The organism is Micromonospora sp. RL09-050-HVF-A, from assembly GCF_019374995.1.
Classification (GTDB): Bacteria; Actinomycetota; Actinomycetes; order Mycobacteriales; family Micromonosporaceae; genus Micromonospora; species Micromonospora antibiotica.
Genome location: NZ_JAGKQP010000002.1, coordinates 4,080,958 through 4,094,107 on the forward strand (window position 1 = coordinate 4,080,958; position 13,150 = coordinate 4,094,107).

The following is a 13,150-nucleotide window of genomic DNA, read 5'->3' on the forward strand; positions in this document are numbered from 1 at the left end:
AAGCTGCAGATCGTGACAGGACGACCCCGGCAGGTGAGAGTTCTCCACCATTCGCGACAAGCCCGGCGCATCGCCGTCGTGCATCCCGGGGGAGCGGCCCGGGCTGGGATACGGTCTGCAGTCGGGGGTATCCAACCTCGAAGGAGGGGTGGACACGCCTCGGAAAGAGGGGTGGACGCGGTGGCCGGTCCGAAGGCTCGTACGAACCGCGCCGCAGCCCTGCACCGTCGGGCCGCCGCCACCGTCGCCGCGGCCACCGTCGTCCTCGACGAGATCCGTCCCGCCCCCGCCGACCAGCGTCGCCAGTACGAACTGGCGGACCGGCTGCGCAGCGCCGCCGCCCTGCTCGCACCGGGGTGGGCCGGCGTCCCGCTGGAGACCGTGTCGGCGGACGCCCCGTGTGGTGAGGACAATCCGCCCTTCGTGCGGATCGGGGTGGCGGCACCGTTGGAGGATGCCCGTTTCCCGGCCCTGGTGCCGTTGTTCGGGTCGGGGCACCTGACGCTCGACGCGGACGCCCGGGACCTGCGGGTGCGCGGCCTGCTGCGGGCCGTACTGCTGCGGGTGCTGGCGGCCATCCCCGCAGGTTGCCTGCTGGTGCGCGGCGTCGACGGCACCACCAGCCGGCCCGGCGCGGGCGTCGCCCCGGGCGGTAGCCGGGGCGACGGCGTCGGGTTGGGGGGCGACGGCGTCTTCGCTCCGTTCGCGGCGCTGGTCGACGCGGGTCTGCTACCGCCTCCGGCGGCGGACGTGGCCGGGCTTCGGTCGGTGCTGACCGAGGCAGAGCAGTGGGTGTCTCCGGGTGCCGGTCGTCCCCGTCGGCACGACCGGACCCTGTTGCTGGTGATCGCCGGGTTGCCCGAGTCGACCGGGTCGAGCGACCTGGACCGGATCGTGGCGCTGGCCGAGCGCGGCCGGGGTGCCGGTCTGCACCTGGTGGTGGCTGGTTGGCCGGTACTGGGTCGGCCGCCGTTGCCACAGGCCACGCCGGTGCGGCTACGCACCTCGTACGCGCTGGTGGGTGATCCGCCAGGCAGCCCGTTCAGCGGACCGGGCACCGAGTCACCGGGTGGGCTGAACTGTCCCGTCCTCGTCGACGAGGATCCCGGTCCGGAGCTGATCGGGGCGGTGTGTCGTCGGCTGGCCGACCAGGTGGAGGCGGGTTCCCGGTTGGGTCTGGCCGAGTTGTTGCCGCCCGGGGATGCCGAGTTGTGGACGACGACGTCGGTCGACGGCCTGTCCACCACTGTCGGGGATGCCGGGGGCCGGCCGGTCACCGTGGGCTTCACCGAGTTGACCCCGCACTGGTTGGTCAGTGGCCGGTCGGACGCGGGTCGGTCGGCGTTCCTGACCACCGCCCTGCTCGGCCTGACCGCCCGGTACGGCCCGGACGAACTGGCGCTGTACCTGGTGGACCTGGGCGACGGCGAGTCGTTCGTGGAGTTCCTCCAGACCGAACGGGACCGGTCGTGGTTGCCGCAGGTCCGCGCGGCGGGTATGGCCGCCGACCCGGAGTACGTCCGGGACCTGTTCGACCAGTTGGCGGCGGAGATCCACCGACGGGAGGAGGCGGCGGCGCGGGCCGGTGGTCAACGGTTCGCGGAGCTGCGTGACCATCAGGTGCTGCCCCGCATCGTCTGTGTCCTCGACAATTTTCCGCTGCTGTTGTCGGATCGGGATCCGGTGGCTGCCGAGGTGCTGGCCCGGTTGGACGGGCTGGCCCGCTCGGGGCGGGGTACGGCGTCCACCTTGTCTTGGCCGGGGCTGGTGACCTGGGTGTCGGTGCGGGGTCGGCCCCCGGGACTCGGTGCTGGGGCAGTTCCCGGTGCGGGTGGCGCTCGCCGGGGGCAGCGCGGTGCTGATGCCGACCAACGATGCCGCCGCCGGTCTGGCGGTGGGTAGCGCGGTGGTGAACACGGCCGGTGGGCTGGGTGGTCCACGCGGCGCGACCCGGGGGCACGAGCGGTTGGTCCGGTTCCCCGATCCGCACGACGCCCCGGAGGTGGTCGAAGGGCTGCGGCGTCGCCTGTTCGCAGCGCGGCCGGAGGGTGCCGTACCGCCGGTGGTGTTCGCCGGGTGGGCCCGGCCGTTACTCGGTAACGACCCACGGATGCGGGCCGCCGTCGCCGGGCGGTCCGGTGCCCCGGCGGCGCTGCTGGGTCGGGCGGTCGACGTGGCACGGACGACCGTGGCGGTGCCGCTGGGTCCGGTGGCCGGGCGCAACCTGGCGGTCCTCGGGCCGGGCCTGGCGGCGGCGGCGCTGCTGGCGACGGCCGCCCGGAGCGTCGCCGCGCACCACCCGCCGGGCGGCGCGGAGTTCGTGGTCGCCGCGCTGACCGAGGGGTCCGCCCCGCTGGCCGCCGCGCTCGCCGCCGAGTTGGGTGGGTGTCACCGCGTGTCGACGGTGGACGGGCCGGGCCTGCTGACCGCCTCCACCGGCACCGGCCCGACCTATTTCGTGGTGTTCGGGGTGGACGTACCCAATGCGGAGGAGCTGCCGCCGGAGCGGCTGCGCACGCTGCTGCGGGAGGGCCCACCGGCGGGTCGGCACCTGTTGGGCTGGTGGCGGACGGTTCCGCCGTTCGCGGGGTTGGTGGAGCCGGACGACGAGGTGGGCAAGCTGGCCGCGGTCGCCACCGTCGACGTGCCGGGTGCGCAGCTCGCTTCGCTCTTCGGCCATCCGGTGCAGTGGCGTCCCCGACCGGCCCGGGTGGTTCTCTGGGACAGTGCCGACGACCGGGGCACCGTCCTGGTGCCGTTCGCCGACGAGGAGGAAACCTCGTGACCGGCCGCGTGGGGAACGGGTACGGCCTGACCGGGCGCGGCCTGACCGCGAGGGACCGACCGCCACGGGGGCCGCAGCTGGGCGACCGCGAGGGGGACCTGGCCGTGACCTGTCGTGCGGAGCGTCGGGCGTGAGCATCGATGACGCGGTGACGGTGGCACCGGTCCGGCAGCGGCCCGCCGGTGAGCCGGCCCCGTCGATGACCGCAGCGTGGACCGAGTATCTGGCCGCCGCCCGCCAGCTCGACGGGGTACGCCGGGGTGCGGCGACGGCTGCCGCGGCGCAGTCCCGCGCCGTGGAGGCGGCCCGTGCGGAGTTGGCCGAGGTACGCGCCCGGTTGGTGCCGCAGCAGGCGAGGCTGCGCGAGTTGGGTGTACCGGCGATCTCGTTGGCCCCGACGCCGCCGGAGCTGACCGAGGCCACCAGGGTGATGCTGGGCGGTCCGGCGGCGGTGCTGGCCGGACTGCGTACGGCCCAGGGCTGGGTGGAGGGCGCGGACGCGGCGTTGGCCGCGCGCGGTGCGCCGCGTCCGGCGGCCTGGCCACCCCGGTGGCGCAACCTGCTGGTGTACGGTCCGCTGGCGCTGATCGTGCCGGTGGTGCAGTTGGTGCTGTTCCTGACGGTCGACTCCGGCCCGGTGAGCGTGGCGGCGCTGGTGGTGGGCCTGCCGATGCCGGCGGCGGCGTTCGCGGCCGGCTGGGTCGGGATCAGCCGGCTGTTCCCTCCGGGACCGGACGGGAGGTGGGAGCGTACCCCCGGCTGGGGCTGCTGACCTGCCTGGTGCCGGCGGTGGTGACCACCGCCGGGATCATGCTGGCCCTGCTGGCCGGCTGACCGCCGGCCCCGGCCCGCACCGCTGACCCCGGCCCGCACGCCAGCTCAGGGCTCAGGGCTCAGGGCTCAGCGGGGGATGATCAGTGACATCGCCTCGGCGCGGGACTTCGCGTCGTGTTGGAGCACGCCGCGCACGGCGGAGGTGATGGTCTTGGCGCCGCTCTTCTGGATGCCGCGCATGGCCATGCACATGTGCTCGCATTCGAGTATCACGATGACGCCGCGCGGTTGCAGTCGGCTCATCAGCAGGTCGGCGATCTGCGAGGTGAGCCGCTCCTGCACCTGCGGACGCCGGGCGAAGACCTCGACCAGTCGGGCCAGCTTGGACAGGCCGGTGATGCGACCGTCGGGGCCGGGGATGTAGCCGATGTGCGCGCTGCCCCGGAACGGCAGCAGGTGGTGCTCACAGAGGCTCATCATGTCGATGTCCCGGACGAGCACCAACTCCTCGTGGTTGGCCTCGAAGGTGGTGCTGAGCACCTGGGCCGGGTCGACCCGGAGGCCGGCGAAGAGTTCGGCGTACGCCCTGGCGACCCGGGCGGGGGTCTGCTGGAGGCCGTCGCGGTCGGGGTCCTCCCCGACCGCGATGAGGATCTCGCGGACCGCCTTCTCGATCCGGCCGAGGTCCATGGTGTCCTCGATCGGACGACCGTTGAGCTTGCCGCTGATCAGGCGGGCGGCGACGTAGTCGAGTGTCTCGTCTCCGGGCTCGGTGGACGAGGCGGCCAGCCCCGCGTTGTCGGGGCTGGCCGCGGCGTCGGTGTTCAGTGCAGACCGTCCGAGTTGTTCGAGGAGCCGCCGACGGAGATGCCGTCCGCGGTGGCTTGCGCCTTGAGCTTCTCCTTCTCGGCCGGGGTGAGCACCGGCGGCTCAGTGGAGGGCAGGCGCTTGCCGAAGCCGTTGTACGGGGCCATCGGCGGGCGCTTGACCACCCGCGAGCAGATCCGGGCCATGTCGGCGGTGGAGAGGGTTTCCTTCTCCATCAGCTCCAGGACCATCCTGTCCAGGACGTCCCGGTATTCCACCAGGATCTCCCAGGCCTCGTCGTGGGCCAGTTCGATCAGGGCCCGCATCTCGCCGTCGATCTCGGCGGCGACCGAGTCGGAGTAGTCCCGCTCGTGGCCCATGTTGCGGCCGAGGAACGGCTCGTCCCCGCTGGTGCCGTACTTGATCGCGCCGAGCTTCGAGCTCATGCCGTACTGCGTGATCATCGCGCGGGCCAACTGGGTGGCCTTCTCGATGTCGTTGCCGGCGCCGGTGGTGGGCTCGTGGAAGACGAGTTCCTCGGCGGCCCGACCGCCCAGCGCGTACGCCAGGGTGTCGATCATCTCGGCCCGGGTCTGGGTGTACTTGTCCTCGGTCGGCAGGACCAGGGTGTGCCCCAGCGAACGCCCCCGGGACAGGATGGTCACCTTGTGCACCGGCGCGGCGTGCGGCAGCGCCCAGGCGACCAGCGCGTGCCCACCCTCGTGGTACGCGGTGATCTTCTTTTCCTGGTCGCTCATCACCCGGGTCCGGCGCTGCGGCCCGGCGATCACCCGGTCGATCGACTCCTCCAGCGAGTCGTTGCTGATCGCCCGCTGTTCCTTGCGGGCGGTGAGCAGCGCGGACTCGTTGATCACGTTGGCCAGGTCGGCCCCGGAGAAGCCGGGGGTACGCCGGGCGACCGCGTCGAGGTCGACGTCGGGGGTGAACGGCTTGCCCTTGGCGTGCACCCGCAGGATCGCCTTGCGGCCCTCCATGTCGGGGGCGTCGACGGGGATCTGCCGGTCGAACCGGCCCGGACGCAGCAGCGCCGGGTCGAGGATGTCCGGCCGGTTGGTGGCGGCGATCAGGATGACCCCGCCCTTGGTGTCGAAGCCGTCCATCTCGACGAGCAGCTGGTTGAGGGTCTGCTCCCGCTCGTCGTGGCCGCCGCCCATGCCGGCGCCACGGTGCCGGCCCACGGCGTCGATCTCGTCGACGAAGACGATCGCCGGGGCGTTCGCCTTGGCCTGCTCGAAGAGGTCGCGGACCCGGCTGGCGCCGACACCGACGAACATCTCCACGAAGTCCGAGCCGGAGATCGAGTAGAACGGCACCCCGGCCTCGCCGGCGACGGCGCGGGCCAGCAGCGTCTTACCGGTACCGGGCGGGCCGAAGAGCAGTACGCCCTTCGGGATCTTGGCGCCCAGGGCCTGGTATTTCGCGGGGTTCTGGAGGAAGTCCTTGATCTCGTGGAGTTCCTCCACCGCCTCCTCGGCCCCGGCCACGTCCGCGAAGGTCGTCTTCGGGGTGTCCTTGGTGATCATCTTCGCCTTGGACTTGCCGAAGTTGAGCACCCGGGAGCCGCCACCCTGCATCTGCGACATGAAGAACAGCAGCAGGAGCACGAGCAGCGCGATGGGCAGCAGGTTGACCAGCAGGCTCACCCAGATGCTGTCGGACGACACCTTGGCGTCGGCCGGGCCGGTGACCCGGTTGGCCGCCTTGGCCTCGAGGACCTCGTTCCAGACCTGCTCGCCGGCCTGGTACGGGAACTGGGCCTCGATCCGGTCGGTCGTGGTGTCGCCGAACTTGGTCTTCTCGGCCAGGTTGAGCTGGAGCGTCTGCTCCTTGTCCTGGAAGACGACCTTGTTGATCTTGGCGGTGTGCAGTTGGTCGAGCGCAACGGAAGTGTCCACCCGGTGGTAGCTGGGACCAGCGGTGAACAGCTGACTGAGCACAACGGCGCCGAGGATGACCAGGATGATCCAGACCACCGGTCGGCGGAAGAAACGCGTACGTTCCATGCTGTTGTCGAGCGCCGAGGCGCCCGCATCCTCCTGATCGACGTCCTGACCGTCTGAATGGTGTCGCCGCCGGAGGCGGCGTCGAGCCGCCGTGCGGGCCGGCCTCGACCCCGGGGCGCGCGAACTGCCGCACCGCGGTCATTCGACGGTACACCGTGCGCGCCAGGTGCGAGCTTGCGAGCCCCGCAGTCGGGCACATTCGTGACCCCGAGTTGCGAGCCTGCGAGCCCGGCGCCCGCGTGGACGGCGAACCGGGGTCTCAGCCGACGTGGCGGGGAACTGCGCACCGGCTCCGTCGACCGCCCGGTCACGCGGGTCGGGGTGCCGGGCGCGGAGCTGCCCCCACGCCACCCGTCCCTACCGTAGTCGGATTGGCTGGGAGCCCGCTGAACGTCCGCTCGATGACGACCGATACGAGCGGACGTTCAGGCCCGGGCGTAGACCTCGGGCTTGAGCACACCGACGTACGGCAGCTCGCGGTAGCGCTCGCCGAAGTCCAGGCCGTAGCCGACCACGAACTCGGTGGGGATGTCGAAGCCGACGTACTTCACCGGGACCGTGACCTTCACCGCCTCCGGTTTGCGGAACAGGGCCACCACCTCGACGCTGGCCGCCGACCGGGACTCCAGGTAGCGCAGCAGCCAGGACAGGGTCAGACCGGAGTCGACGATGTCCTCGACCACCACCACGTGCCGACCGGCGATGTCCCGGTCCAGGTCCTTGAGGATGCGTACCACGCCGGAGGAGGTGGTGCCCTGGCCGTACGAGGAGATGGCCATGAAGTCCAGCTCCACGGGTGGACCCTGGCGGCCCAACGCCCTGGCGAAGTCGGCCATGAACATGACCGCGCCCTTGAGTACGCAGACGAGCAGGAGCCCGTCGGTGACCCCGGCATAGTCCGCCGAGACCTGCTTGGCCAGCTCCGCCGTTTTCTCGCGGATCTGTGCCTCGGAGATGATCACGTGATCGATGTCGGCGTCGTACCAGGAGCCGTCAGCCATGCTCCTAGCCTGCCGTACGCCGGCCGACCCGCGTCGGCGGGGCCGCACCTTTCGGCGCGACCCCGCCACGGTTTTTTCCGGCACACCGGGAGCAACCACCTCAGCAGGCGTGGGACCGCCAGCGGCGACCGTCCTCGGTGGGCTTCCAGTCGGCGGAGTCACGGGTGTCGGCGGTCAGGCCGACCGCCGAGGCGACGGCCAGCGCGACGACGAAGAGCAGGAACAACAGCAACTGCATGGCGGCGCTCACTTTCCGGGGATCTGAGTGGTTTTCGCCGCCGGCGCGCACCGGACTGCTACCAGTTTCCGCCCCCACCCCAGCGCCGGACAGTGGCAGTAATGCCATGCCCCCTCGATTTTCTGCCACTCCTGCGGTTACCCTCGTCACATGATCCGATCGGTGGCCGTCATCGCACTGGACCAGGTGGCCGTCTTCGAGCTGGGCGTGCTCACCGAGGTCTTCGGCACCGACCGCACCGACGACGGTTTCCCCGGCTACCGGTTCACGGTCTGCACCGCCGACGGCGACCCGGTGCGCACCGCCTCCGGCTTCGGCCTCACCCCGCACGCCGACCTCGCCCCGGTCGACGACGCCGACCTGGTCGCGGTGCCCGCGTACACCCACGGCGACGGTGAGCTGCCCGAGACGGTGCTGGCCGCGCTGCGCCGCGCCGCCGACCGGGGGGCGTACGTGTTCAGCGTCTGCTCCGCGGCGTTCGTGCTCGGTGCGGCCGGCCTGCTCGACGGCCGGGAGTGCACCACCCACTGGAAGTACGTCGACGAGCTGCAACGCCGCCACCCCTCGGCCCGGGTCCGGTGCAACAGCCTCTACGTGGCCGACGGGCCGGTGCTGACCAGCGCCGGCACCGCCGCCGGCATCGACGCCTGCCTGCACCTGGTACGCCAGGAACACGGTTCGGGCACCGCCACCCGGCTCGCCCGGCGGATGGTGGTCCCGCCGCACCGCGACGGCGGCCAGTCCCAGTACGTCGAGGCGCCGATCCCGGCCACCCCCGACGCCCCCACCCTCGAACCGGTGCTGAGCTGGCTGGTGGGGCACCTGGACCGGCCGACCACCGTGGACGAGCTGGCCGCCCGCGCCGGCATGTCACCGCGGACCTTCGCCCGCCGGTTCCGGGCCGAGACCGGCACCACCCCGCACGACTGGCTCACCAACCAGCGGGTGCTGCTGGCCCGCCGGCTGCTGGAGGAGACCCGGCTCAGCGTGGAGAGCGTCGCCGGCCGCTCGGGTTTCCCCGACGCCGCCGCCCTGCGCCACCACTTCGCCCGCCGGCTCGGCACCACCCCGCAGGGCTACCGCACCACCTTCCGCGACCGGGTCCCCACCGCCTGAGCCCACCACCGATCCGGCACGGACCACATCACCGACCGGACGCGCCGACGATCAGTAGCCCAGTGCCGCGCCGTCCACCCGGGGCTCCGCGCCGACCACCCAGCCGCCGGCCGGGTCACGCCACAGCGCCTGGCCGTACCCGAAGACCGACGGCTCGTCGGCGACGGTGACCTCGTGGCCCCGGGCGCGCAACCCCGCGACCAGGCCGGGCTGCGCCGCGAGGGCCGGCTCGACGAGCAGGGTCCGGCCGGCGTGCCAGTACCAGCGGGGAGCGTCCAGGGCGGCCTGCGGATCGAGGCCGGCGTCGACGGTCGCGGCGACCAGTTGGACGTGCCCCTGCGGCTGCATGTGCCCGCCCATCACCCCGAACGGCCCGACCGGTGCCCCGGCACGGGTCAGGAAGCCCGGGATGATCGTGTGGAAGGGCCGCTTGGCCGGCCCCACCACGTTGGGATGACCCGGGTCGAGCCGGAAACCGGTACCCCGGTTCTGCAGGGCGAAACCGTGGCCGGGCAACACCACCCGGGAGCCGAACCCCAGGTAGGTGGACTGGATCAGGCTGACCATCAGGCCGTCGGCGTCGGCCGTGCAGAGGTATACGGTGCCGCCCCGTTCGGGCGTGCCGGCCACCGGGTCGCCGGCCCGGTCGGTGAGCAGCGCCCGCCGCCCCGCCAGGTAGCCCGGGTCGAGCAGGCCGGCGGTCGGCACGTCGGCCCGGTCCGGGTCGGCCACGTGCGCGTGCGCGTCGGCGAAGCCGAGCTTGACCGCCTCCACCTGCCGGTGCACCCGGTCCACCGGGTCGGCGACCGGGTCGAGCCCGTCGAGGACGCCCAGCGCCTGCAGCGCCGCCAGCCCCTGCCCCGGCGGCGGAAGCTCCCACACCTCGTGCCCCCGGTAGCGGACGCTGACCGGGTCGACCCAGGTCGAGGTGTGCGCGGCCAGGTCGGCGGCGGTGAGGAAGCCACCGGTCCGGGCGGCGTGCCGGTCCAGGGCCGCCGCGATCGCACCCCGGTAGAAGTCCTCCGCGCCGCTGGCGGCGATCAGCCGCAGCGTCCGGGCCGCCGCCGGATTGCGCCAGCGTTCACCCGGCCGGGGTGCCCGACCCGCCACCGTGAAGACCCGGTCGAACTCGGTGAACTCGGCACCCGTCGGCACCGGCTGCGCCAGCGCCCGCGCCCAGGTGGCGGCGGTGCCGGTGGAGACCGGGTGGCCATGCTCGGCGTACCCGACCGCGTCGGTGAACAGGTCGGCGAAGGGCAGCACACCGAACCGGTCGTGCAGGTCCCGCCAGCCGGCCGGCGCACCCGGCACGGTCACCGGCAACCAGCCCCGGGCGGGCATCGCCGGCCCGGCCGCCTGCGCGCCGCCGAGCGCCGCCACCGGTTCCGCCGCCGCCCCGCCGGTGGCGGCCAGCACCACCTCCCGGGTCAGCCCGGCCGGTGACCGCCCGGCGGCGGCGAGACCGTGCAGCCGGTCGCCGTCCCAGACGATGGCGAACAGGTCACCACCGATGTCGTTGGACGGCGGCTGCACCACGGTCAACGTGATCGCGGTGGCCAGCGCCGCGTCGACGGCGTTGCCGCCGCGCCGCAGCACGGCCAGGCCCGCCGCCGCCGCGAGCGGGTGGCTGGTCGAGACGGCACCGTGCGGGGCGAACAGGGCACTGCGGGGGTACGCCATCAGCCCTGTCTACCGCACCACCCCAACCCACCCCCACGGGTACGCGGCCACGCCGCTGCGCGGGCGCCTCGACGCTCGGCGCTCGACGCTCGACGCTCGACGCTCGACGCTCGGCGCTCGGCGCTCGGCGCTCGGCGCTCGGCGCTCGGCGCTCGGCGCTCGGCGCTCGGCGCTCGGCGCTCGGCGCTCGGCGCTCGGCGCTCGGCGCTCGGCGCTCGGCGCATCATGATCAGATTGCGAAAATGGAGACGACATGCCGGCCCGAATGCTCAAAACGCAATCTGATCACTCCCCCGCCCCCGGCCACCCTGCCTGAGGCGCACTCGGCCAGCCAACGGATCCCCGCTCGGGACGCGCCCAGCCAACGGGTCCCCCACTCGGGCGCGCCCAGCCGACGGACCCCGATCGGATGTGCTCAGCCGACGGGCAGCAGCCGGCCGCCCCGACGGCCGACGCGTACCCCGCCGGGCAGCGCCGTCGCACCCTGCCCCCGCCAGGCGGTGACCAGCGCGTCCAGCGCGTCCACGTGCCGGTGGGAGAGCGCACCGGGTGGGGCCCCCAACTCCCGCGCCCAGGCGTGCAGCACCCGGCTGCGGACCGCCCCCGGCAACCCGGCCAGCGCCACGACGGACAAGCCCCCACCGTCCCGCAGGGGAGGCCGGTCGACTGCCGCCCCGTCGGATGGGGGTGGCGGGGTGGCGAGGGCGGCGGCGGCCAGGTCGTCCAGGGCGGCGGTGTCGGCGGCGAGCAGTCGGGCTGTCCGGGCCAGATTGTCCAGGACCCCCTCGCCGAGGGCGGTGACCAGGGCCGGCAGCACGTCGGCGCGGACCCGGGCCCGCGCGTACGACGGATCGGTGTTGTGCGGGTCCTGCCACGGGGTCAGGCCCGACGCCGCGCACGCGTCGCGGGTCTGTGCCCGGGTGACGTCGAGCAGGGGGCGCAGCAGCGGCACCCCGGCCAGGTCCCGCCGGGCGGGCATCCCGGCCAGCCCGCGCGGGCCGGCCCCCCGGGCGAGCGCCAGCAGCACCGTCTCGGCCTGGTCGTCGCGGGTGTGTCCGAGCAGGACGGCACTGGCCCGATGCCGGCGGGCGGCGTCCGAGAGCGCCTGGTAGCGGGCCTGCCGGGCGGCCGCCTCGGGGCCCCCGGCCGGCCGGCCACCGTCACCGGCACCGCCTCGACCGGATCGAACCCGACGCTCGCAGCCCAGTCGGCGACGGCGGCGGCACGTTCGGCCGACCCGGCCTGCAACCCGTGGTCGACGGTCACCAGAGCGGCCCGCCGCCCGAGCCGGGACGTCACGAAGGCGGTGGCGACGGCGAGGGCGAGCGAGTCCGGCCCGCCCGAGCAGGCCACCAGTACCGGCCCGTCAGCGGGCAACCCGGCCAGGGCACGGCGCACCGCGACCCGGAGGGTGGCCACCGACGGCGCAAGGGCCACCCCGGGCGGGGCACCGCGAACGTGCCGTCCGGCCACGGTCGGGTCGACGCAACTGGTTCCGCCCACCGGCTCGGCACCGCTCTGCCCGACCACCGGGCCGACGGTCGGGCCGACAGCGCTGTCCCCAACCACCGGACCCACGGCCGGGCCGACGGAGCTGTCCCCGGCCACCGGGTCGACGGAGCTGGGCCGACCGGCCACCGGGGTCAGCCGGCGGTCGGGGTGGCGCCGGCCGGGCCGTGTACCCGGGCCACCCAGGCGGCCGGGTCACCCAGCTCGTCCAGCCGGGGCAGGGTCAGCGGCGAACCGAAGATCTTGTTGAAGCCGGCCATGCCCACCTGCTCGACCACGCCGTGCACGAACTTGCGCCCCTCGGCGTACTGGCGCATCTTGACGTCCACGCCGAGCAGCCGGCGGATCGCCTTCTCCAGCGGGTTGCCCGCCTCGCGGCGGCGGTTGAACCCCGCCCGGATCCGCTCCACGCTGGGGATGACCTGCGGGCCGACGCCGTCCATCACGAACTCGGCGTGCCCCTCCAGCAGGGTCATCAGCGCGGTCAGCCGGTCCAGCACCGCCCGCTGCGCCGGGGTCTGCACGATGTCCAGCACGCTGGTGCGGCTGTCCGGGTCGCGTACCGCGTCGGAGAGGGTGGACACCCCCCTGCGCAGGCGCTCGACCAGGTGTTCGGTGCCCTGGGAGGCGTCCACGAACGCCTGCACCTCACCGAGGAAGTACGCCCGCATCCACGGCACGGCGGTGAACTGGGTGCGGTGGGTGACCTCGTGCAGGCACACCCAGAGCCGGAAGTCGCGCGGGTCGGCACCGAGCTTGCGCTCCACCTCGACGATGTTCGGCGCGACCAGCAGCAGCTGACCCGGGTCGGCGGAGAAGACCTCGTACTGGCCGAGCACCCGGCCGGAGAGGTACGCCAGCACGGTGCCGGCCTGCACCCCGGTGAGCCGGGAGCCGACGGCCTCGGTGAGTACGCCTGGCGGCTTGTCGCCGGAGAGCCGGCTGACCAGTGGGGTGATCACCTCCCGCAGGCCGGCGATGTTGGTGGCCGCCCAGTCCCGCCGGTCCACCACCCGCACCGGCGGATGACCCACCTGCGGGCGCAGCCCCGTGTAGTCGGCGACGTGCCCGGCCGCCTCGTCGGTGAGCCGGCGTAGATCGCCGACCACCTCGGTGGCCTCCGCGTACGACACGCGGGGGCCCGACTTGCTCAGCGCCCCCGCGGTGGCGGCGGCCAGATCCCAGTCCACGAACTGCGCCATGCCACCCACCGTAC

At 73.6% G+C, this 13,150-nt stretch carries 8 protein-coding genes and 2 pseudogenes; 3 read left to right on the forward strand and 7 right to left on the reverse strand.

Features of this window, described 5'->3' with window-relative positions:
• Positions 1 to 171 precede the first annotated feature (171 nt).
• Both J7462_RS17860 and J7462_RS17865 read left to right on the forward strand, forming a co-directional pair.
• Positions 172 to 2,785: pseudogene (locus J7462_RS17860) on the forward strand (FtsK/SpoIIIE domain-containing protein).
• A 130-nt stretch (positions 2,786 to 2,915) separates the two neighbouring features.
• On the forward strand, positions 2,916 to 3,557 hold the full coding sequence (locus J7462_RS17865; RefSeq protein ID WP_374197534.1) for a hypothetical protein: 642 nt from the start codon (positions 2,916 to 2,918) through the stop codon (positions 3,555 to 3,557).
• Positions 3,558 to 3,685: 128 nt separating this feature from the next.
• Here J7462_RS17865 and folE read toward each other — a convergent pair whose 3' ends face one another.
• From folE to J7462_RS17885, 4 genes are all read right to left on the reverse strand, one after another.
• The gene (folE, locus tag J7462_RS17870) at positions 3,686 to 4,348 is read right to left on the reverse strand and encodes a GTP cyclohydrolase I FolE (protein WP_219470430.1); all 663 of its coding nucleotides are present in this window, start codon (positions 4,346 to 4,348) and stop codon (positions 3,686 to 3,688) included.
• 35 nt (positions 4,349 to 4,383) lie between these two features.
• A complete protein-coding gene (gene ftsH, locus J7462_RS17875) occupies positions 4,384 to 6,390 on the reverse strand; it encodes an ATP-dependent zinc metalloprotease FtsH (protein ID WP_219465091.1) in 2,007 nt (668 codons plus the stop codon).
• Positions 6,391 to 6,815: 425 nt separating this feature from the next.
• Positions 6,816 to 7,391 (reverse strand): hypoxanthine phosphoribosyltransferase, encoded by a 576-nt coding sequence (gene hpt / locus J7462_RS17880; RefSeq protein ID WP_208567737.1) that lies wholly within the window; start codon positions 7,389 to 7,391, stop codon positions 6,816 to 6,818.
• Between the two features lie 100 nt (positions 7,392 to 7,491).
• Entirely contained in the window at positions 7,492 to 7,629 is a 138-nt protein-coding gene (locus tag J7462_RS17885; protein ID WP_219465092.1) for a hypothetical protein, read from the reverse strand.
• A gap of 150 nt (positions 7,630 to 7,779) precedes the next feature.
• Between J7462_RS17885 and J7462_RS17890 the strand changes: the two genes are divergently transcribed.
• Positions 7,780 to 8,745, forward strand: a complete 966-nt coding sequence (locus J7462_RS17890; protein ID WP_219465093.1) for a GlxA family transcriptional regulator — start codon at positions 7,780 to 7,782, stop codon at positions 8,743 to 8,745.
• Positions 8,746 to 8,796: 51 nt separating this feature from the next.
• Here the strand turns inward: J7462_RS17890 and J7462_RS17895 are convergent, their stop codons facing one another.
• The 3 genes and pseudogenes from J7462_RS17895 to J7462_RS17905 form a co-directional block, all read right to left on the reverse strand.
• Positions 8,797 to 10,425, reverse strand: a complete 1,629-nt coding sequence (locus J7462_RS17895) for a gamma-glutamyltransferase family protein (protein WP_219465094.1) — start codon at positions 10,423 to 10,425, stop codon at positions 8,797 to 8,799.
• A gap of 415 nt (positions 10,426 to 10,840) precedes the next feature.
• Positions 10,841 to 11,862: pseudogene (gene tilS, locus J7462_RS17900) on the reverse strand (tRNA lysidine(34) synthetase TilS).
• A 206-nt stretch (positions 11,863 to 12,068) separates the two neighbouring features.
• Positions 12,069 to 13,136: a zinc-dependent metalloprotease gene (locus J7462_RS17905; protein ID WP_208567733.1), complete on the reverse strand. Its 1,068-nt coding sequence runs from the start codon at positions 13,134 to 13,136 to the stop codon at positions 12,069 to 12,071.
• Positions 13,137 to 13,150: the final 14 nt, after the last annotated feature.

Excerpts from the sequence above, each read along its gene's own strand:
- ftsH (WP_219465091.1), bottom strand. The coding sequence starts at position 6,390 with ATGGAACGTACGCGTTTCTTCCGCCGACCGGTGGTCTGGATCATCCTG.
- J7462_RS17895 (WP_219465094.1), bottom strand. The coding sequence starts at position 10,425 with ATGGCGTACCCCCGCAGTGCCCTGTTCGCCCCGCACGGTGCCGTCTCG.
- J7462_RS17885 (WP_219465092.1), bottom strand. The coding sequence starts at position 7,629 with ATGCAGTTGCTGTTGTTCCTGCTCTTCGTCGTCGCGCTGGCCGTCGCC.
- J7462_RS17890 (WP_219465093.1), top strand. The coding sequence starts at position 7,780 with ATGATCCGATCGGTGGCCGTCATCGCACTGGACCAGGTGGCCGTCTTC.
- hpt (WP_208567737.1), bottom strand. The coding sequence starts at position 7,391 with ATGGCTGACGGCTCCTGGTACGACGCCGACATCGATCACGTGATCATC.
- J7462_RS17905 (WP_208567733.1), bottom strand. The coding sequence starts at position 13,136 with ATGGCGCAGTTCGTGGACTGGGATCTGGCCGCCGCCACCGCGGGGGCG.